This window comes from Lacinutrix sp. YIN62 (genome assembly GCF_057219185.1).
Genome location: NZ_JBXVVH010000020.1, coordinates 41692 through 61168, shown reverse-complemented (window position 1 = coordinate 61168; position 19477 = coordinate 41692). Strand labels below are relative to the sequence as shown.

Below are 19477 nucleotides of genomic sequence, written 5' to 3'. Positions count from 1 at the left end.
CATATAAAAAATCTAAATGTAATACCGCTTTTAACTTGCGGTAAAAGTTGTGTTTCGGAATGCGTTCGCTCAATTGAAAATGAGAAAATAATTTTTCTTGGTACTCTTTTTTACCTTGCATAACTAAAGTTAAGAAATAACTAAGCCGCTTTTAAATTCCTTTACTATCTTTAGCAACAAACTTGTGCAACAGGCACAATGTGTAAAAAAAATACTATTTTTAGTGCTTAATCGAAAGGGTTGTACATATTTGCTTGCTTCTGATTTTCCGAAGGAAAATCACAGCTTACAACCCCGTACTTTCCTTACACGAAACGTTAGGTGCAATAAGATGAAAAGAAGAAAAACATACATTTATTCATTAATTATTATAATTATTCTTGCGTGGTTTTTTTCAGGATTTGTAAATATTGACACAAAACATATCCCTATTAAAAAAATCACTAAAACTAATGTACTGTACCTTTTTGGTAAAAAAAGTATTTGGAGTTTTGATAAAACAGTTGAACACTATAATAAAATAGGACTAAAAACTAGAGAAGATTGGTATAGAGGAAAAAATATTCATTGGAGCTACATTTATGAGTATACCAGTTTTGATAGTTTAAAAAGAGTGACTTGGCTAACAGGAAATAGTTTGTCTCCTCAAAAAAGCACAAACTTTAAATACGATAGTTATAATAGATTAATTGAAAAAAAAGATTCTTCAATCGACAAGAAAACAAAAAAAACAACCATATATGATAAAGATATTTTCTATTATGATTCATTAGGAAGAAATTATAAAACCGAAATGAAACACATAGGAAAAAAAAGCACAGGTATATCTACCTTTATTGAATATTACAATCCTGAAAATAAAATTATCTCTAGACTACATATATCCTTTGACTCTTCCGAATATCTAACAACTTATAAGTATGATAAAAATGGCTATTTAAAAAATAAATTTGGAGGGTTAACAAATGACAGTATTTACTATAAAACCAATGAAAAAGGACAAATTACTGAGGAGATTACAAAGAACTACATTCCAGAAAAGAATGAATATTATTATGATGAAAATGGAAATAAAATTAAGACAATTTTAGATGTTAATAAATTGCATCATGAGTATGAATTTATTTATGACAAAAACAATAGAATAACAAAGGAATTAAGACCCAAGACATTGTTTGGATTCATAAGAGGTGGTGTTGAATACGAATTCGATTACTATTTGGAATGAAACTCCACCCAACAAAGCACTGAGATAAAACCAAATAAAACTAAACCCATTACACCTCAGAACATTGCACTATTCATTGCTATAAGGTACCTCATTTTTAACGATAGAAAAGCTTGTTTTAGTAACTTGTTACACACTGCTATTAAAGCCAGCTTTTTACTTTTGCCACTATTCTATCAAAAAGGGATTTACATGCTCGGTTATATTTACAGGCATTAAAAGGGCACATAAATAATAAATTTCTAAGTTTTGGGTTCTTATTTTACTAATTCGTGGGTGTCCTTTTATACTAGTTCCACTTTGTCTTATTATTGGAGTTAATTTAGCATAACCACAAACGGTTTTTTGAATTTTCAAAACGATGAAAACCATCTGTATAAACTAATAATATTAAAGCTGTTTTAGTGCCTATTCCTGGAATACTTTGCAATAAAGTTAATGATGATTATAAGTTTTCCTAAAAAATGAATGGTTAAAAAGTATCATAATTGTCTTAACTTTAAGTCGTATTATGAGAAATCATAAGTTTTTACCTATACATATTTCAAAAAAAATAAAAGAACTAGATAATGGCAAGAGTGCCGATCAAATGAGTCATGAGCAGGATGTTATTACACTGGAAAAAAATAGTTAAATGAATAAAAGCCCTTTTACGATTTCCATAGCACTCAAGGAATGACTATAAATGAACTAAGGCTACGTTTTTATTACACTCTTTTACTTAAATTGCGGGACGGACGCTCAATATTAAATATGCTCTAGAACTAAAGCAGAATTTTTAACGGGTGTGCTGCATATCTACAGCGTATAATCTTATACATCATCATAAATCAATAACAAAATTTTTAAGATAAATATGAAAAATAAAAAAGCAATAATTACCGGAGGAAGTAGAGGGTTAGGAAAAGCCACTGCTATTGCATTTGCAAAAGAAGGCGTTGACATCGCTATAACAGGAAGAAATGAAAAGGCTTTAAAGGAAACGGTTTCTGAATTAGAAACCTTTGGAGTTAACGCTATATATTCCGTATTTGATGTAGGGAATTATCCAGATGTACAAATTGGTATAAAAAATATTGTAAAGAAAATGGGGGCTATTGATATTTTAGTAAACAATGCTGGAATAGCGGCGTTTGGAGCTTTTAATGAAATGGAGGTAAGTCAATGGAGTCAAATTATTCAAACTAATTTGATGGGTATGTACTATGTGACTAAGGAAGTTTTACCCTATTTACTAAGTCAGAATGAAGGTGATATTATAAATATTTCATCTACAGCAGGGCTAAATGGTAATGCAAACACATCTGCTTATTCAGCGTCTAAATTTGCGGTTATTGGAATGTCTGAATCCTTAATGAAAGAGGTTAGGAAGGATAACATTAGAGTTTGTACATTAACACCTAGTACTATAGAAACAGATATGTCAATTGATTTGGGGATTACAAATAAAGACTCTCAAGATCGTGTTTTACAACCAAATGATTTTGCTGAATTAATTGTTGCTAGTATAAAACTCCCCAGAAGAGCAATGCTGAAAGGAGCATCTTTATTGTCAACTAATCCTTAAAAATAGTCTTATTATATAACGATTTTAATCGTAATTTAGCTTAATACTGAGAGAACGAAAATATCAGATAGATTTAAAAGACATATTATAAAAAGAATTAATCTATAGCTCAATGAGAAAGTTTTTAAGTAAGTTGGTAAGTGTGCTATTATTCTTAGTCGTATTATCATGTCAAGATGTGGCAACGATAGAGTCAATACCTTCAAAATATTCTAAAACAGAAAAAGGAAAAATTCATTATAAAGAATTTGGAAACGGAGAAAAAACGTTAATTTTTGTACATGGCTGGGGATGTGATTTAAATACTTGGAAATATCAATTCAATCATTTTAAAGATAAATATCATCTGGTTTTTATAGACTTGCCAGGTCATGGAAAAAGCGACAAACCAAAAATAAATTACACGATTGATTATTTTGCCCAATCGGTAAAACAAGTAATAGAGGATTTGGAGCTTAAAAGGCCTATTTTTATAGGGCACAGTATGGGATTCCCTGTTTGCAGGCAATTAATGCGAAAATTAAATGATAATACTGCTAGTATTTGTAATGTAGATGGAGTGTATTTTAAATTTCCAAAAGACAGTATTGAAAAAATAAAGTATAAAAAGGAATTGAATAGTTTTGTGAAAACGTTTAAAGGGAAAAACTATAAGCAGAAGGTAAAACAATTTATTTCTGGTTTTATAACTGATAAAACACCAGAAGATACAAAAAAATATATTCTGTCTACAATGACAAGTAATCCTGAGTTTGTAGGTTATAGTTCAATGAATGATATGATTCATGAAAAATACTGGACGGAAGATGTACTATATAATCAAACGCTTACCATTTACGCTAAAACCGCTGAATTGCCTACTGATAACCAGATGTATTTGGAATCATTATTCCCTAATCAGGCCTATTATGAAATAAAAGATGTAAATCACTTTATTATGATGGAAAAACCAAGTGAATTTAATATTCTTCTTGAAAAATTTATAGAACAAAAATAAATGATAGAATGGATTCAAAAGAATTGGAAATAAGACAGGAAGAAACTAAAGATTATTCGTCTGTTTTTTCACTAATAAAAGAGGCCTTTAAATCTGAAGAGTATAGTGACCATAAAGAACAATTTTTGGTAGAACGATTAAGAAAATCAGATGTATTTGTTCCCGAACTTTCAATAGTCGCAATAATCGACAATAAAATAGTTGGGCATATTCTTTTAACAAAGTTGGAGATTGTAAATGATAATACGATATTTCATTCTTTAGCGTTAGCACCAGTATCTGTTTCTCCAGAATATCAAGGACAAGGAATTGGAGGGAAACTAATAAACCAAGCTCATATAAAAGCAAAAGAATTAGGGCATAAATCAATCGTTCTTCTTGGGCATGAAAAATATTATCCGAGATTTGGTTATGAGCAAGCAGGTAAATATGGGATTGAATTACCATTTGACGTACCAAAAGAAAACGCTATGGTTATAGAACTTGTTGAGCATAGCTTGAGTGAAGTTAGCGGTATGGTGAAGTATCCAAAAGCGTTTTATGAATAAAATACTTCAAATAAAAAACGTTGATAAATAATTGTTTAGAAACTGATAAGTACGAAGTAATATTTAACGAATATTTCTTAATTAACAAATAAACTCAATGGCAGTTCCCATAAACAAAGAAGAACTAATTATTGCTATAGAAAGCAGCTATTCAAAACTTAAAAAAGAGTTGGAATCGATACCGCAAGAATTAACAAAGACAAAAGCGCTCGAAGGTCATGCTAAGGGGACGCATATGAGTATTTCAGATTTGGTTGCTTATCTTATTGGGTGGGGAGAACTCGTATTGAAATGGAATAGGAAAAGCGATAAAAAAGAAAATGTAGATTTTCCAGAAACGGGTTATAAATGGAATGAATTAGGGAAATTAGCTCAAAAGTTTTATACCGATTATGAGCAGCTTAATTACAATGCTTTGTTAGAGACTTTGGATAAGGTCGTTAACAAAATTTTAGACCTGATTAAAAACACAGAAAGTACTGATTTGTACGAAACAGCATGGTATGGTAAGTGGACTAAAGGGAAAATGATACAATTGAATACTTATTCACCCTATAAAAATGCAAGGTTAAGAGTACGGCAATGGAAGAAATTGACTCAAGAAAAAATGTAGACAATAGATTAGTAAATATTCGACACAATCCTAAAAAGTGTGTAAGTTTTTCATACCAATAGCATCAAAGATCTGTTCTTTGATAAAAGCCTCGTAAGACTGATTTGATAAGAGTTCAATAATTTTTCGACACTATGACACTATCCTAAAGACACTATCCTGAATTATTGTATTTATAATCTTCTCCAGGTTTAAAATCTTCGGTTTCATTTTTAAAGAAATTGATTAATGCTTTAAGGCTAATTTTATCATTTGCAATGTTATTAATTGATTTAAGACTGGTATAGTTTTTAATCCCTGATGTATGTGTTAGTAGATTATGAATTGTAATACCTTTTCCAGAAGGATAATCATCTAATATCATCATTTAAATTTAACAGCCCTTTTTCCATAAGAATCAGGATTGCAACAGAAGTAAACTGTTTACTCATCGAACCAATTTCATAAACGGTATTGCTATTGTGTTTAGTTTTTAATTCAAGGTTAGACAATCCAAAAGCCTTGTTATAGATAATATCACCTTGTTTGGCAATAAGAACAGAACCACCAGGTTCATTCTGTTTGTATTTAGTATTTAAAAGACGATCTATTTTTTCAAGATTTTGGCCACAACAATTAGCGATAAAGACAAAGAATAGAATTTTTGTAAAAAGGAGACTGTTTTTCATTTGATACGTTTGTCTTTTTAGACGTCAATTTTTTTCCTAAGGTTACATTTAATATTTCATTAAGTAAAGTTTATAAAAATAAAGTTTGTATTGTGTTTGTAATTGGTTGATTAGTTTTATTTTAGGTTTGAGAAGTGATTGCCTAGTGTTTTGTCTCGTTTTATATCATACTTAAATTGTAATACTCTTAGATTCCATAATGTTAAAGTCTGAATAGCTGTTATTTTTTCATTTTTTGAACTGACAATTAGTTTGTCTTTAAACGACACAATGAATTTAGTCCATATATTCTCTTTGGAATCTTTAAGTAGAAAGTAAAAACCACTATCCCCAATTTTTTTTCCAGATGAATTCAAAATAAGTTCTCCATTTTCACCTACAACAGGAGTTAATATAATTGTTGCGTTTCCGTTAGGTAAAGGAAAAATAGCTTTTATACAATTCTGTCCACTTGGAATTGTACACACATCATAAACACCAGAATAAACTACTTGTTTAGATTTTTTAAAAGTTCTTAACCATATTGTTCGTTTAATTTTTTTAGTTTTTTTATTTACTAAATGGATTATTTCACTCTTTAAAGCTTTAGATTTTTTGCTATTATTCATAGGAATATTTAACTGCTCAATGCGATTGCTAAATATTATTTTTAATAAAACTCCAAATATCTTAAATAAAGGGTTCCATTTAACCTTTATGTCAAAAGTGTAATTGCTTGTGTTTTCGTAAAAATCAATTACATTATTAGATAGTTTGCTAAGTTCTTTTTGGGGTAAGTTTAGTTGGTTGATAGATTTTAATAAGCCTTTATCAACTTGTTCTTTGTCTATTATTAATTGTTCATTTCTGGCTAATTGCTCTATGAATTTTATACCAATTCCGTTAGTTTTTCCAAAAGGACCTAATAACCATTGATTTTCGTTGGGAGTGATTTTTTTTCCGAATAGTATAACCCATTGTTGAGTTATCCAATCTTGAAAATTTTGATTTAAAGATGCAATCTTCATTTTTTAATTCGACTCAATGTTAGTAGTATAGTTGTTTTTTTCTTTCCAAGTACCAAATTCAGATAGGGGTTTAAATCTTAATGTTGTGAATTCAAAATGAAAGTTCTTTCTTTCTCTTTCTTTCATTGCATCTGAATGCCTTTTTGGTTTAGGCATTTCGCTATGACCGTGTACCATTTTGATCATTTCTTTTTCTGTTTTCCAAATGGAAAAAGTAGAAATTGTATTAGGGAATTTAAAAGAAGCTAATGAAAGTAAAGTTCCAGTGTGGTCACGAACTAATTTTTCTACAGGTCTTCCCCAACGTAGAAATCTAGGGATAGCTATAGGTTTCATCCTTGCAATTGTAATGGCTACAACAGGAGATAATGGATGTTCTAATTTAATTTTTTGCTCTAGTATTTTGAAGTTACTTATTTCTCCCCATTTTCTTATAAAAGCTAATCGAATGTGCCAACCTTCAGCCAATAATTTCCCGAATTTATTTTTTTGCAAATAATTTTTAAGCGCTTCTTCATTTTCCCATTGTGCAAAAATGGCAACTTGCTTTAAAAGAAATCTAGATGGGGACATGATGGGGGAACCTAAAGTCATTACTGTCATATATTCAGAGTGAATTAAACCTTCTGTTTTCTTATTAATTGGAGTTGAGAATAATCCTTTTATTACTAGTGTAAATGGTATTTTGACAAGATGATAGGAGAATATATTCATTTTTTGTGTTTCATTAAGAAACGTTTGTTTATGTAAATGGTTGTATTAGTCTAGTTTGTAGTAGTTTGTTTTTTTGTTTGTTGTTGTGGTTTTTGCGCGACGACTAATGATTGCAGATATTACTCCGAGTCTTTTTTATAATTAGATTAAAATATTTCATACTGCTAATTTACTATACGTTTAGGAGGTTTGCATTTTTATCTTTAATAAATTCTTAGCTTTGCTAGGTCTTTTTGATTGTAACCTTAATTTCTACTCAATGCTCTTGTGGTTAGCTTATGAAAATACTAAAGTGAAACGATAAAAATATTTTGACCACTCGTTATTAAATTCAATATGATTGTTTTGAATACTCTATTAAATATGAATATAATTCCTAATTTAAAGAAATATTCTTAAATCTTATTAAGGTCTTTAATATTAACGACTTATGTCGCTAAGGAGCTTGTGGTAAATAGAGTTTTAGTTAAAGCCCAATGCTGTAATTTGTAGTTTCATTTTTTTATTTCCTCCTCTAATTTAGCCACTCTCTCTAATAATGATTTTAGAACTTTGTTTTCTTTCTCTAGTTTTTCAATTCTTGAATTATTATCTTCTAGAGATTGGATTTTCTTTTCTTGCGCAATTGTATATAGCGTTAATTCCTCTATTTTTTGAAGTAATTTAGAATTCATTTCACCTAAGTAAATCCCTTTTTCGGCTACTTCTTTAGCGTTTGGAATATCTTTTAAGTGTCCTTTTTTGTTAATATGATCTTCCACCTCCTTTAATGATGGCAAGCTGTAATCTTTGTTAAAAACGAAATCGGGCCAACTATCATATAAGGCGACTTTAACTTCTTGAGCTGCTATGTCTCCTAAAACGCCTAATTTAAAACCTTTTGTGTTTGATGTGCCAATACCTAAATTACCATTATGATCTAATCTCATATATTCGGTTAATAGGTGTTGACCAGCAGAATCATTGTTATTGATTCTATTTCTGTAAAGCCATCTAAAGCCAACATTAGATCCTTCAAAAACCCCCTTATTTGTATATGGGTTCCTTCCATAATAGGTGTCTTTAATATCATCGTTATTTCTATAAGCATTAAAACCTATATAACCAGCCCATTTATTAGAATTCTCTCCCCAGTCAGCTTCATTAGTCCAGTCCATATTTAGAACCCCCCATTTTCCAGAAGAAATTCTACCTTCTATTTGTAATTTACTATAAGGGGTTTCTATTCCTATTCCAACATTACCATCGCGAAGCATAACAAATTGAGAACTATTCAAATCACCTCCTGAATTTAGATTAAATGCACCAGAATTAGATCTATCTATACCCATTGAAAACCAAGAAAGACCTTGGTCATGGATTGTTAACCAAGTATCATCATTATTATTACCTTTTTCTATAAGCAAAGCTCTCCCTTCTGGATTTACAAGTCTAGTTTGTCCTGTTATATGCTCAATTTGTGCATCTATTTTTGAAATAAACGTAATTAATGCGATTATTAAAATTTTTATTTTCATAATGATCTTTATTGTTGTTTAAGTAATTGTGAATTTACTCTGTTTAGTTGGTATAACAAAGATAGTTTTTTTGTCATGATATTCTATTTCATCCTTTGGCATTCATTCTAATAAGATATTTTTAATTTTAGTATCCTAATTTAAATCTTGACCTGTTGCTATTAAGAAATAAGCTAGAAACAACATTAAATTCAAAACTTAATAGTTGGAGTTTTTTAAGGATTTAGCAATCTCTCAAATTTATTTTTTTATAATCTTAAATGTGGTGTAATTGTTTTTTTCATTTACAATATGTAGAAAGTATATCCCTGAAGGTACATTTGCTCTAAAAGATAACCGATTTGTGTTTGTATAAGATTGAGTTAATACCGTTTGCCCACTCACGCTCATTAAGCTGATGCTTAAATGTTGGTGTTTATTTTTAAACAGAGCAGTTGTTTTTCCGCTTGCAGAATTTTCGACTATAGTTATGTTGTCCCTAAAGGTATTATCTTTAATACCTAAGGTGGAGTCTACAGTAATATAGTTTGTTCTTGTATGCGTGTCTGTTGTACCTGCATCATCAGACGCTGTTAGGGAAACCGTATAAATTCCTGGATTAATATAAACTGCTGTAGGGTTTTCTAGTGTTGATGTATTCCCATTTCCGAAATCCCAAGACCAAGAAGAGACTGGCCCAATTGTTAAATCAATAAACGAAACGACTAAAGGGGCATCTCCAGAGACTGGTATACCAGTGAAATTTGCGGTAACTTGTGAAAAACCAATGTTGTAGCTTATTAAAAATAAAATGAGGAATGTAATTTTTTTCATAAAAAGGGATTTAAATAAATAGTGATGGTTTATTTTATTTACAAGTTAAATAATCAATTTTAATTAACAAGTTCTGTGTGCAGACTAATTTTTTATATTATGAAGATAATACAGCATAGAGTATTTAATGTTTTAATAATTAAAGCAGAATAATAAAATGAGTCCATTTAGTTTTCCTTTTGTATAAAGTGAATTTTAGATAGAAACCAATAGTTATTTTGAATTAAAGAGATGCTCTTTAAAACTAGACAAAAATCGCATTTATCAGTATATTAACACCAGAATAAGTCGCCATACAATTTAAACAGAATAATGATTGAAAATCCATTAACCAAAGAAATAAAAGCGCTCTCATCTGCATTATTAGAAAATATTGAAAATGCTAATAGTGTAGAAGGTATTATAAATAAAATCCATGCCCTTTTTAAAACCGCAACAACGATTAGTGGATTTGATTCAAAAATAGAGCATTTAGCAGCAGTGCCTACCGCAAAAGGGAAGGCTTTAGGTCTAAATTATGCTGCACAATGTTTACTAGATTATAAGCGAACGGCAGCATTTTTATATGCAGTCGTTACAGCAATTAAGAAACAACAACAGACATATCCAGGCGTATGTATTAATATTTTTTATGCTGGTTGTGGTCCTTATGCTCCTTTTGTAACTCTTGTGGCACCTCTTTTTTCTCCTCATGAAATTAGATTTACATTATTAGAAGTTAATGAAAATTCATTGAAATTCTCCAAGAAACTAATTAAGAGATTAGAATTGGAAGATTATATTAATACCTATTATTTGGCAGATGCAGTGACCTTTAAAATTCCAGATCCTAAAGCCTTTCATATTTTAATTAGTGAAACCTTGGATGCTTTGTTATATAGGGAATGTTATGTTCCTATTTTATTTAATATGTTACCACAATTTAATAAAGACATTGTTTTAATTCCAGAGAATGTTCGTTTAATTTTTAAACTATTGAGGCATTCTACTCTCGAAACTAATGACGTACAAGAATATGAAGCAGGTACTATTTTGAATGTTAGAGAGGCTATAAAAAATTATAATAGTGAGGGTATTCCAATGCAGTTATCAGATAAAAAAATTGATTTTAAATCAGAGATGCATTATAACACTGCTTTGATAGATACTGTGGTTGATGTTTATAAGAATATTAAATTGTCTCGAGGAGAATCGTCGCTAACATTACCTCTAAAAATGGAATTAGAGCAGCCTTTTAATTATAAAACAATCATTTTTACATATTATATCTCTCCAGAGGTTGAATTAAAATATAAGCTTATATAGTTTTTAATAATTTATAGAGTAACATTATGTCGTTCTGGTCGTCATGCTGGTAAAGTTAATTCATGAGACCATTAATCGTATTACTTATAATGCTTCCGTTTTTAATTCAAGCACAAAATTTAACAACAGAATTCACTGTAAAAGAGAGTTTAATTATTGTTAAAGCAAATGCATCTAAAGGAATACACAATTCATATATACTTTTTATACCTAAAGGTGTTCCTAAAAATAAACGAACCTACCTGTTAGTCGAACCAAATAATACAGGAAAAACTTCAGATTCAATGGCTATACATAAAAATTATGCCATCGATTTAGCAACTGCAAGTTCTGTAGGAAATAATGTTTCAACAATGTTAAAAATACCCTTTTTGGTGCCTGTTTTTCCTAGGCCAAAGTCGCGACCTTTACTTTATACACATGCCTTAGATAGAGAGGTTATTCTTGAGGAATCGATTACACTTAAAAGGTTAGATTTACAACTTTTAGCAATGGTTGAAGACGCAAAAAAGATACTGAGTACGCATAATATTATGATTAACGATAAGTTTTTTATGAATGGTTTTTCTGCATCAGCAACATTTACAAATCGCTTTTTGTTTATTCATCCAGATAAAGTAGCAGCAGCTGCAACGGGAGGTTTAAATGGAGAATTAATGCTACCACTTAAAACATATAAAAAACAACGCTTTAATTACCCTTTGGGACTGTATGATTTTGAACGTATTTTTAAAAAAGAGTTCAATAATGTTCTTTATTCAAAAGTTCCACAATACATCTATATGGGAGCTTTAGATACTAATGACGCAGTACAGTTTGATGATGCATATACTACTCAAGAACGAGCGATTATTAATTCAGTTCTTGGTGATAATGTCCAAGGACGGTGGAAGCAATGCCAGAAAATATATCTAGAAAATAACATGACGGTTACTTTTAGAACTTATGATGATGTAGGGCATTGGACAACATCAGCGATGAATTTAGAAGTAATAAAATTCTTTTTTAAATACATGTAAAAGTATAATATTTGGAACTAATTATTTTAAAGTTTAATGTACTAGCAATAAAAGGATTTTAAAAGTGACATAAATTACTTTTAACTTTAGTCGATTTAATGTTTTAAGGTATTACCTCATTAATTTTCCTGTAGAAATGGAGTTGTTTATTTTTGTAAATAACAAGAACTAACTATGAAGCGAATAGAATATATCGAAAACGAAATTTCCAAATTAAGAGTCCAACTACAAGAACATAGACTTTATAAACACTTAAAAAATATTGATGATATTAAAACCTTTATGGAACACCATGTATTTGCTGTTTGGGATTTTATGTCTCTTCTTAAAGCTTTGCAAATTGAGTTAACCTATACAAAAATACCATGGGTGCCCGTAGAAGCACCTGCTTTATCTAGATTTATAAACGAAATTGTATTAGGAGAAGAAAGTGATGTGAATGAATTAGGGCTTCCAAAAAGCCATTTTGAAATGTATTTAGATGCGATGCATCAAATAAAAGCAGATACAAGTGAAATAGATAAATTGATTGCATTAATTAAGTCAGGGCAATCTGTTTCATCTGCATTACAAGTAATAAATATAGATAAGCGTGTATTAGATTTTGTAAGGTTTTCTTTTGATATTATAGAATCGCGTAAAGCACATTTGGTAGCTTCTGCATTTACATTTGGAAGAGAAGATGTTATTCCAGATATGTTTTTGGGGATTTTAAAACATGCCGATTCGGAAAACAAACAATATAATAAACTAACGTATTATTTGGAAAGACATATAGAGCTTGATGGTGATGAACATGGGCCATTATCTCTTCAAATGATTTCAGAATTGTGTGGGAACGATGATTTAAAATGGGATGAAGTATTGTCTGTAGCTAAAAAATCTTTGAAACAAAGAATTCATTTATGGAATGCCATAAGTGATTTAATAGAAATACCAGAAGCAATCGTGAGTAATACGGATAGGGATTAGTTTATTACAGAATGTATGCTTCGTATTGAAGAATGAAAGGCAATAATTAATTTGTAATAGGCCGAGAAGTTACAGTAATATAAAGGGAGTATTATAATTTTATAGATAAAATACTTTGTGATACTTTTTTAATGCTTTATGTCTACATCTCTTGATCTTATGCCTTTTTTATCTCAATGTTTTAAAAAAAACCTTCTATTTGTGGCATGTTTTTCAATGAAAATAAATTAGTAGTATTTGTAAGGTACTAATCATGATTATAAAAGTTACTGAAAGCAAAAACTAATAATGGTTAGGGGATAAATAATACTAATTTAAAATATTAACTTCAAAATCTATTTATTATGAAAGCAACGATCATAACGCCTATAAAAGGGTCTACGTTAAGACCTGTTAAAGAGCCGCCATATAAAAATAAAAAGCGTAACGGAACAAAAGCAATGTTACCTGCTGTATCTATAACAAAGGCTAATAATGGCTATTTGTATTTTAAAGTAGAAGCTTGTTCAGATTCAACACTTCCTGTACCAACATTTTCACCTATTTATACTATAGACGAAAATGGATCTTATGTGTTTTATGTCCATGGCACATATAATGGTAAAATTCCTCAAAGTATTACCCCATGGGTTTTTTATTTTGTTTGTGAAATTAAAGGGGTTGATGTAGATGATAAAGCTTGGGTTTTGGTAGATACTGCCGGAGAAGATGATGATGTTAAAGGGAAACGAGGGACAGAAACAACAGTGCAACCGTCCACTTAAAAAAAATAAAAATCAAATCTTTTTTTTACGAAAAGCAGAGGTTAGCTCCTTTGCTTTTTTTATGGTTTAAATTTAACTAAATTGCTTATAAAAATAGTGTATGACCGTTAAAATTGAAACCTTAGTTCTTTACTTTTTTTTAATCTTGCCTGTATTTATTTTCTCTCAAGAGCAAACAAAAAAGAGTTCTTTTGATATAATATTAAAACAAAAAAGTGATCCCTTTACTGCCATACCAAACTTTTCTAGAGCACAATTTTTTTTCTTGAATAAAGCGTGGGATTCTACTTTGGTCTATACTATGAGACAGTTGAATACTAGTTATGGCGATAGTACATTGGAAAACTATTGTCACTTTTTTAGAGGCTATAGTTTTAAAGAAAAGAAACTATTTAAAGAGGCTGAAAAGGAGTTTGCAATGGTTACTGAAAGTTTTGAGTTTAATAACCATATAAAAATGTATTTGGGAGAAATGGCATTAGAGCAAGGCGCGTTTAAGTCTGCAATTCAATATTTTAAACCAATTGAAGCGGTTGCAGATACAATGTTACTTGGCATAAAACGAAATAATATTGAACATAATTTAGGACTCTGCTATTTATATCTTGAAGCCTATGATAAAGCCGAAAACTATTTAATTAAAAGCGCAGAAACCCAAGAACAAGAAAAGGATACGTTGTTGTTAATTGGGGCATATGGAAATATAGCTAACCTATATTATGATCAATACAAGGACCGTTTAGCAATACCCTATTTTGAGAAAGCTTACCTATTGTCTAAAAAAACAAATAACTTTCAATTAAAGAAAACAACGGCTCTTAATATGGCTGTAGTTGAAGAAAATCGAAAGAATTTTAAACAAGCATTAGTTTATCGAAAAGAATCTGAAAAATGGAAAGATTCTTTAACTGATCAAAATAAAATATGGGAAGTCGCTCAGTTAGAAAAGGAGTTCGCAATTAAAGAAAAACAAAAGGAAGTCAGTTTATTACAAGCAGAAAATAAAATAAAAAGAGCAGAAAGAAATGGATTACTATACTCTGCAATTACTTTGTTAGTGCTTTTAGGCACAAGTATTTATTTTTATAAAGAAAAAACAAAAAGAAATAAAACGATAACTGCTCAAAAAGAAGTCTTAAATGAATTAAATGTTACCAAAGATAAACTGTTTTCTATAGTTGGTCATGATTTACGATCGTCTGTAAATGCTTTAAAGACAAGTAATAAAAGATTATTAGCTCATTTAGAAACAAAAAACTTAGACGGTTTAAATGAATTATTGCATAAAAATAGTGCTATTGTTAATGGCGCTTATAGTTTATTGGATAATTTGCTGCATTGGGCCTTATTACAAACGAAGCAATCTTATTTTGAGAGGATATCTATACGCTTGTTTTTTATAGTGGATCAAATGGCATATAACTATAAACCTATCATGGAGGATAAACAGATTACATTCGAAAATACGGTTTCTAAAAAGGATATCGTTTATGCAGACCAAGAGTCTTTAAAAATTATCTTAAGAAATTTACTAGACAATGCTATAAAATTTTCTAAGCCTAATGGTTTTATTAAAGTATACACTCAAAATAGCACCGCAGAATATTGTGAAATGGTCGTAGAAGATTCTGGTTTAGGAATAGATAAGAAGACCTGTTTGGAATTAATGGAAGAGACTGTATTACTTTCTAGAAAAAAAAATGAAGGTATTATTGGTACTGGATTAGGGTTACAATTATGTAAATCCATGCTTAAAAAGAATAAAGGAAAGCTCACGATAAAAAGTGAATTAGGAAAAGGAACAAAAATGATCGTATCTTTATTTAAAACAGCTTAAAATGGATAATGTAAACATACTAATTATAGAAGATTCAATAGAGCAAAGCACAGCCTTAACAAACGTTTTAGAGTGTCATAATTATAACGTAATAGGTGTCGCTACAAATTTTAAAGATGCGGTATCGGTATTTTATAGTACTGCAAAAATCGACATTGTTATAATCGATATTTTTTTAAATAATGTTCCTGAAGGAATAGCCTTTGCCGAAACCATTAATGCTGTGCCTAATGCCTCAAAACCATTTGTGTTTTTAACCAGTTCTACAGATCGAAAAATATTTGAAAGAGCAAAACTAACACAACCTTTCAGTTATCTTATGAAACCATTCAATGAATTAGAAATACTGTATGCTATAGAAATGGCTATAGAAAAATTTTATGAGCAAAATGATGTGTTTTTAGGGGACGAAGAAGATACGGTTATTAGCAAAGAGTATTTATTTATTAAAAAAGGGAAATCCCTGAAAAAGGTATTCGTTTCAGAAATTATCTATATCGAGGTAGAGGAGAAGTACTGTAATATTATAACAGAAAAAGAACGGTTTGTTATTCTAATATCATTAACAAAGATTTTAGAATTGTTAGACCATACTATGTTTTGTAGAACACACAGGAACTTTATCGCAAATACCGAAAAAATAATAGAAATAATACCAAGGGATAACCTTATTATCTTATCTGGAAATCACAGAGTAACATTAAGTGAGAAATATAAAGGTTTGATAAAAAAGGTAAGAACCTTAAAATAATAATTATCATTGCCTTTTAAGTTCCTTAAAGGTTATATTAAAGCCTTCACTCTTCGAAAATAAACAGCTACCTTGTTTTTTAGTCTTTATGGACAAGAATCCCGGTCTTGTGCCTATTTTTTATTTAGAACACTGCTTCAACCCTAATTTTACAGAAGAAATAAAAATGCTAGCAAGTTTTATTTTTATAAAAGTGAAGCAGCACTCACTATAAAAAACGAGGCGGATTCTGAAAAGCCTTATGAGTAAGAAAATAAAAGAATAAAAAAATGTCTAATACAATCGATATTTTAACAGTTGTAGATGCCGTTTCTATAATAGAAGCCGTAAAAAACAAAAAAATAGTAGCAGGAACTAAATCTAAACCAACATCATTGGGATCGTTTGCACAATCTGATGCATACATTTATATGATTACAGCGAGTAGCTTTGTTGTAAACAACCAAGCTAAATCAGAATTAACAGTTAAAGCTAATGTTGGAGATACCATACGTTGGATGGCAACCTGCCCAGGTGGAGGAACAGCCAATAACATTATTTTAACAGACTGGACTTTTGGTTCTGGAACTAACCTTGTTACTCCATTATCTTTAGAATTAAGTATAAATTTATATGTAGGAAGTTCTACAGTCACTCCAAAAGCTCAAGCTTTTTCAGATTATTGCTATGCAGGAATGGTAACAGCACCTGGTTCAGATCAATATACTATAACATTTCAAGTCTTGGATGAGAATGGAGATAATTTAGGCTATTTTGTTTGGGATCCATTTATTAACGTCTCTAATTAGTTTTTATAAAAGACACGAATTTGAAAAGGGCTTTCAATTCACCTCTATTTTAATATTTAACAAAATAGATAAACAGAAACGGTGCCTTAGCAAGTACTATTTTATAGCCTATTAATAATAATTAACAGTTAAAATGATGTCAACAAATACAGTTTTTCAATTATCAGTTCTTAGTCAGAATGATCCAGGTGCAGCAGATGGTACATGTTTGGATTGTATCGTAACAGAAGTTAATGGTGGTGCTTTAAGAGCAGATTCGTTCGATTTAAACAAAAAGATTAATTTGCCAATACCTCCTCAACTTGGTAAGCCAACACCTGTAACTCCAACTTGGTTTTTAAAACCTACTAAGGCTATTTCAAATACATCTTATAAATTGGAAGTGTTATGTCCTACAGATAAGGATTATCCAAAACTTGATATAACTATTAATGCTGCTGAGGTAGAGAAGATGTTATTGAAACCTTTTGAAAAAAGAGAAAATATAATCTATCAAAAAGGTGTATATGGTGTGATTGGTTTTGCTACAAAAGGCCCGAATGGCCCAATTTACACTGTTACAGCAGGGATATTAAATCCTAGATTACATGGGAATGAATAAGCGTAGAGTAGCCTTAAGATGTTATTTAGGTTAACAGGCTTGTAAAATAAATAGGTAAGTAAGAGGTTTTTACATTTTGTAGAAACCTCTTTGTTTTATAGCGTTCTTTTTAAAAGAAATTTAAAAGTGATTAATATTTCTTTTATAACTTTAACATCAATAGCGTTTTTTTGTAACCAAAATCGGATATATTAGACTAATACTGTGTATGAAGAATTTTTTATTTTTTGCTCAAAAAGAATTAGAAAACCCTCTAGTTATTAAATATGTCCTGTCTATTGCTACCGTATCATTAATAATTTTAGTGTTATATCGCATATATGTAAGCTTGGAGTATAAGTATGCATCAACTTACAAAAAGCCTTTTTTTAATCATATCTATTTAAGGCTACTAAAATTACCCGAAGTCCAATTAAATATTTTAAAAAGAGAGTTTAGATTCTATCAAGAATTACCGCCAAAGTATCAACGATTCTTTGAGCACCGTGTCGCTAAATTTATAAGGGCTAAGGTGTTTATGGGGAAAGAGGGTTTAATAATAACAGATAAAATGAAAGTACTTGTAGCTGCAACCTCTACAATGATAACTTTTGGCTATAGAGATTATAAAATAAGATTAATAGAACGCGTTTTACTATACCCTAAAGCGTTCTACTCAAATAGCAATGAAGCTTATCATAAAGGAGAGTTTAACCCAGCTTATAAAGCCATTGTGTTTTCTTGGAAAGATTTTTTATACGGTTACGATATAGATAACGATAATTTAAACTTAGGGATACATGAGTTTATTCATGCTTTGCACTTAAGCTGTATAAAGAAACAAGGAATAACAGCTGTGATTTTTTTAAATACTTTTTTAGAAATAGCAGACTTTCTTGAAAATGATGAGGCATATCGAAAACGATTGGTCGATTCTGAATATTTACGTGACTATGCTTATACCAATAATTTTGAATTTATATCTGTAGTTATCGAAACATTCATAGAAACGCCTCATAAATTTAAGAGCCAATTTCCTGAAATATATAATAAAGTAAAAGAAATGCTTAATTTTAATTTCAATGGCTATTAAGCATTAACGAGTGCTTTAAGATCTTTTATTGTTTTGGTTTGATCTTCACTTTTAAATACATAACTTCCTGCTACAAGCACATCTGCACCTGCTGCAACTAAAGCTTTGGCGTTTTTGTTAGTAACACCTCCATCAATTTCAATTTTAGTAGACGCGCCCTTTTTCGTAATTAACGCTTTTAGTTGTTGTACTTTATTATAAGTATTCTCGATAAAACTTTGACCCCCAAAACCGGGATTCACACTCATGATACAAACTAAATCAATGTCGTTTATAGTATCTTCTAATACAGTAACGTTGGTGTGCGGATTTAATGCAACACCAGCTTGCATTCCTTCTGCTTTTATAGCTTGCAATGTACGATGTAAGTGGGTACAAGCTTCGTAATGCACTGTAAGAATATCGCTACCAAGTTGCGCAAATGTTTGGATATAACGATCGGGATCTACAATCATTAAATGGACATCTATCGTTTTTTTAGCGTGTTTTGAAATGGCTTCTAGAACAGGCATGCCAAAAGAAATGTTAGGCACAAAAACACCATCCATAATATCAATATGAAACCAATCGGCATCACTGCTATTAATCATTTCTATATCACGTTGAAGGTTTGCGAAATCTGCTGCAAGTACTGAAGGTGCAATTAATTTTGAAGACATTGTTGTAGTAGTTGTGTGTTGTTTGTTTTGACAAAAA

The 19477-nt window shown here is 30.1% G+C and carries 22 protein-coding genes and 1 pseudogene; 15 read left to right on the top strand and 8 right to left on the bottom strand.

Going from position 1 to position 19477, the window contains the following annotated elements; genetic code table 11:
* The first annotated feature begins 331 nt into the window (after positions 1 to 331).
* A complete protein-coding gene (locus AC2D8I_RS13205; RefSeq protein WP_484706491.1) occupies positions 332 to 1228 on the top strand; it encodes a hypothetical protein in 897 nt (298 codons plus the stop codon).
* 56 nt (positions 1229 to 1284) lie between these two features.
* Here AC2D8I_RS13205 and AC2D8I_RS13200 read toward each other — a convergent pair.
* Positions 1285 to 1667, bottom strand: a pseudogene (locus AC2D8I_RS13200) (transposase); the annotation flags it as partial.
* Between the two features lie 72 nt (positions 1668 to 1739).
* On the opposite strand from AC2D8I_RS13200, the gene AC2D8I_RS13195 reads away from it, so the two are divergent.
* The 5 genes from AC2D8I_RS13195 (at position 1740) to AC2D8I_RS13175 (ending at position 4953) form a co-directional block, all read left to right on the top strand.
* A complete protein-coding gene (locus tag AC2D8I_RS13195) occupies positions 1740 to 1862 on the top strand; it encodes a hypothetical protein (protein ID WP_484706490.1) in 123 nt (40 codons plus the stop codon).
* A 222-nt stretch (positions 1863 to 2084) separates the two neighbouring features.
* Positions 2085 to 2795 (top strand): 3-ketoacyl-ACP reductase, encoded by a 711-nt coding sequence (locus AC2D8I_RS13190; RefSeq protein WP_484706489.1) that lies wholly within the window; start codon positions 2085 to 2087, stop codon positions 2793 to 2795.
* A gap of 112 nt (positions 2796 to 2907) precedes the next feature.
* A complete protein-coding gene (locus AC2D8I_RS13185; protein ID WP_484706488.1) occupies positions 2908 to 3792 on the top strand; it encodes an alpha/beta fold hydrolase in 885 nt (294 codons plus the stop codon).
* Positions 3793 to 3800: 8 nt separating this feature from the next.
* The gene (locus tag AC2D8I_RS13180; RefSeq protein ID WP_484706487.1) at positions 3801 to 4340 is read left to right on the top strand and encodes a GNAT family N-acetyltransferase; all 540 of its coding nucleotides are present in this window, start codon (positions 3801 to 3803) and stop codon (positions 4338 to 4340) included.
* A 97-nt stretch (positions 4341 to 4437) separates the two neighbouring features.
* Entirely contained in the window at positions 4438 to 4953 is a 516-nt protein-coding gene (locus AC2D8I_RS13175) for a ClbS/DfsB family four-helix bundle protein (RefSeq protein WP_484706486.1), read from the top strand.
* 154 nt (positions 4954 to 5107) lie between these two features.
* On the opposite strand, the gene AC2D8I_RS13170 is transcribed toward AC2D8I_RS13175, so the two are convergent.
* From AC2D8I_RS13170 to AC2D8I_RS13145, 6 genes are all read right to left on the bottom strand, one after another.
* Positions 5108 to 5320 carry a serine hydrolase gene (locus tag AC2D8I_RS13170; RefSeq protein ID WP_484706485.1) on the bottom strand — a complete coding sequence of 71 codons (213 nt, stop codon included), beginning with the start codon at positions 5318 to 5320 and terminating at the stop codon, positions 5108 to 5110.
* Positions 5304 to 5621 (bottom strand): serine hydrolase domain-containing protein, encoded by a 318-nt coding sequence (locus AC2D8I_RS13165; RefSeq protein ID WP_484706484.1) that lies wholly within the window; start codon positions 5619 to 5621, stop codon positions 5304 to 5306. Before AC2D8I_RS13165 ends, AC2D8I_RS13170 begins: the two co-directional genes overlap by 17 nt.
* Positions 5622 to 5737: 116 nt before the next feature.
* On the bottom strand, positions 5738 to 6628 hold the full coding sequence (locus AC2D8I_RS13160; protein ID WP_484706483.1) for a hypothetical protein: 891 nt from the start codon (positions 6626 to 6628) through the stop codon (positions 5738 to 5740).
* A 3-nt stretch (positions 6629 to 6631) separates the two neighbouring features.
* Positions 6632 to 7342, bottom strand: a complete 711-nt coding sequence (locus AC2D8I_RS13155; RefSeq protein WP_484706482.1) for a hypothetical protein — start codon at positions 7340 to 7342, stop codon at positions 6632 to 6634.
* A 494-nt stretch (positions 7343 to 7836) separates the two neighbouring features.
* Positions 7837 to 8859: a hypothetical protein gene (locus tag AC2D8I_RS13150; protein WP_484706481.1), complete on the bottom strand. Its 1023-nt coding sequence runs from the start codon at positions 8857 to 8859 to the stop codon at positions 7837 to 7839.
* Positions 8860 to 9099: 240 nt separating this feature from the next.
* Positions 9100 to 9672, bottom strand: a complete 573-nt coding sequence (locus tag AC2D8I_RS13145) for a PKD domain-containing protein (protein WP_484706480.1) — start codon at positions 9670 to 9672, stop codon at positions 9100 to 9102.
* A 312-nt stretch (positions 9673 to 9984) separates the two neighbouring features.
* On the opposite strand from AC2D8I_RS13145, the gene AC2D8I_RS13140 reads away from it, so the two are divergent.
* From AC2D8I_RS13140 to AC2D8I_RS13100, 9 genes are all read left to right on the top strand, one after another.
* Positions 9985 to 10977 carry an SAM-dependent methyltransferase gene (locus AC2D8I_RS13140; RefSeq protein WP_484706479.1) on the top strand — a complete coding sequence of 331 codons (993 nt, stop codon included), beginning with the start codon at positions 9985 to 9987 and terminating at the stop codon, positions 10975 to 10977.
* 62 nt (positions 10978 to 11039) lie between these two features.
* Positions 11040 to 11996, top strand: a complete 957-nt coding sequence (locus tag AC2D8I_RS13135; protein WP_484706478.1) for a hypothetical protein — start codon at positions 11040 to 11042, stop codon at positions 11994 to 11996.
* 174 nt (positions 11997 to 12170) lie between these two features.
* Positions 12171 to 12968, top strand: a complete 798-nt coding sequence (locus AC2D8I_RS13130; RefSeq protein WP_484706477.1) for a DUF3050 domain-containing protein — start codon at positions 12171 to 12173, stop codon at positions 12966 to 12968.
* A gap of 344 nt (positions 12969 to 13312) precedes the next feature.
* Positions 13313 to 13732 (top strand): hypothetical protein, encoded by a 420-nt coding sequence (locus AC2D8I_RS13125; RefSeq protein WP_484706476.1) that lies wholly within the window; start codon positions 13313 to 13315, stop codon positions 13730 to 13732.
* A gap of 100 nt (positions 13733 to 13832) precedes the next feature.
* Entirely contained in the window at positions 13833 to 15569 is a 1737-nt protein-coding gene (locus AC2D8I_RS13120; protein ID WP_484706475.1) for a tetratricopeptide repeat-containing sensor histidine kinase, read from the top strand.
* Position 15570: 1 nt separating this feature from the next.
* A complete protein-coding gene (locus AC2D8I_RS13115) occupies positions 15571 to 16320 on the top strand; it encodes a LytR/AlgR family response regulator transcription factor (RefSeq protein WP_484706474.1) in 750 nt (249 codons plus the stop codon).
* Between the two features lie 269 nt (positions 16321 to 16589).
* A complete protein-coding gene (locus AC2D8I_RS13110) occupies positions 16590 to 17108 on the top strand; it encodes an AidA/PixA family protein (RefSeq protein WP_484706473.1) in 519 nt (172 codons plus the stop codon).
* 133 nt (positions 17109 to 17241) lie between these two features.
* Positions 17242 to 17709 carry a hypothetical protein gene (locus tag AC2D8I_RS13105; protein WP_484706472.1) on the top strand — a complete coding sequence of 156 codons (468 nt, stop codon included), beginning with the start codon at positions 17242 to 17244 and terminating at the stop codon, positions 17707 to 17709.
* A gap of 208 nt (positions 17710 to 17917) precedes the next feature.
* Positions 17918 to 18781 (top strand): zinc-dependent peptidase, encoded by an 864-nt coding sequence (locus AC2D8I_RS13100; RefSeq protein WP_484706471.1) that lies wholly within the window; start codon positions 17918 to 17920, stop codon positions 18779 to 18781.
* On the opposite strand, the gene rpe is transcribed toward AC2D8I_RS13100, so the two are convergent.
* Positions 18778 to 19440 (bottom strand): ribulose-phosphate 3-epimerase, encoded by a 663-nt coding sequence (rpe, locus tag AC2D8I_RS13095; protein ID WP_484706470.1) that lies wholly within the window; start codon positions 19438 to 19440, stop codon positions 18778 to 18780. The two genes, AC2D8I_RS13100 and rpe, sit on opposite strands and share 4 nt — an antisense overlap.
* Positions 19441 to 19477 lie beyond the last annotated feature (37 nt).

Excerpts from the sequence above, each read along its gene's own strand:
- AC2D8I_RS13205 (WP_484706491.1), top strand. The coding sequence starts at position 332 with ATGAAAAGAAGAAAAACATACATTTATTCATTAATTATTATAATTATT.
- AC2D8I_RS13195 (WP_484706490.1), top strand. The coding sequence starts at position 1,740 with ATGAGAAATCATAAGTTTTTACCTATACATATTTCAAAAAAAATAAAA.
- AC2D8I_RS13190 (WP_484706489.1), top strand. The coding sequence starts at position 2,085 with ATGAAAAATAAAAAAGCAATAATTACCGGAGGAAGTAGAGGGTTAGGA.
- AC2D8I_RS13185 (WP_484706488.1), top strand. The coding sequence starts at position 2,908 with ATGAGAAAGTTTTTAAGTAAGTTGGTAAGTGTGCTATTATTCTTAGTC.
- AC2D8I_RS13180 (WP_484706487.1), top strand. The coding sequence starts at position 3,801 with ATGGATTCAAAAGAATTGGAAATAAGACAGGAAGAAACTAAAGATTAT.
- AC2D8I_RS13175 (WP_484706486.1), top strand. The coding sequence starts at position 4,438 with ATGGCAGTTCCCATAAACAAAGAAGAACTAATTATTGCTATAGAAAGC.
- AC2D8I_RS13170 (WP_484706485.1), bottom strand. The coding sequence starts at position 5,320 with ATGATGATATTAGATGATTATCCTTCTGGAAAAGGTATTACAATTCAT.
- AC2D8I_RS13165 (WP_484706484.1), bottom strand. The coding sequence starts at position 5,621 with ATGAAAAACAGTCTCCTTTTTACAAAAATTCTATTCTTTGTCTTTATC.
- AC2D8I_RS13160 (WP_484706483.1), bottom strand. The coding sequence starts at position 6,628 with ATGAAGATTGCATCTTTAAATCAAAATTTTCAAGATTGGATAACTCAA.
- AC2D8I_RS13155 (WP_484706482.1), bottom strand. The coding sequence starts at position 7,342 with ATGAATATATTCTCCTATCATCTTGTCAAAATACCATTTACACTAGTA.
- AC2D8I_RS13150 (WP_484706481.1), bottom strand. The coding sequence starts at position 8,859 with ATGAAAATAAAAATTTTAATAATCGCATTAATTACGTTTATTTCAAAA.
- AC2D8I_RS13145 (WP_484706480.1), bottom strand. The coding sequence starts at position 9,672 with ATGAAAAAAATTACATTCCTCATTTTATTTTTAATAAGCTACAACATT.
- AC2D8I_RS13140 (WP_484706479.1), top strand. The coding sequence starts at position 9,985 with ATGATTGAAAATCCATTAACCAAAGAAATAAAAGCGCTCTCATCTGCA.
- AC2D8I_RS13135 (WP_484706478.1), top strand. The coding sequence starts at position 11,040 with ATGAGACCATTAATCGTATTACTTATAATGCTTCCGTTTTTAATTCAA.
- AC2D8I_RS13130 (WP_484706477.1), top strand. The coding sequence starts at position 12,171 with ATGAAGCGAATAGAATATATCGAAAACGAAATTTCCAAATTAAGAGTC.
- AC2D8I_RS13125 (WP_484706476.1), top strand. The coding sequence starts at position 13,313 with ATGAAAGCAACGATCATAACGCCTATAAAAGGGTCTACGTTAAGACCT.
- AC2D8I_RS13120 (WP_484706475.1), top strand. The coding sequence starts at position 13,833 with ATGACCGTTAAAATTGAAACCTTAGTTCTTTACTTTTTTTTAATCTTG.
- AC2D8I_RS13115 (WP_484706474.1), top strand. The coding sequence starts at position 15,571 with ATGGATAATGTAAACATACTAATTATAGAAGATTCAATAGAGCAAAGC.
- AC2D8I_RS13110 (WP_484706473.1), top strand. The coding sequence starts at position 16,590 with ATGTCTAATACAATCGATATTTTAACAGTTGTAGATGCCGTTTCTATA.
- AC2D8I_RS13105 (WP_484706472.1), top strand. The coding sequence starts at position 17,242 with ATGATGTCAACAAATACAGTTTTTCAATTATCAGTTCTTAGTCAGAAT.
- AC2D8I_RS13100 (WP_484706471.1), top strand. The coding sequence starts at position 17,918 with ATGAAGAATTTTTTATTTTTTGCTCAAAAAGAATTAGAAAACCCTCTA.
- rpe (WP_484706470.1), bottom strand. The coding sequence starts at position 19,440 with ATGTCTTCAAAATTAATTGCACCTTCAGTACTTGCAGCAGATTTCGCA.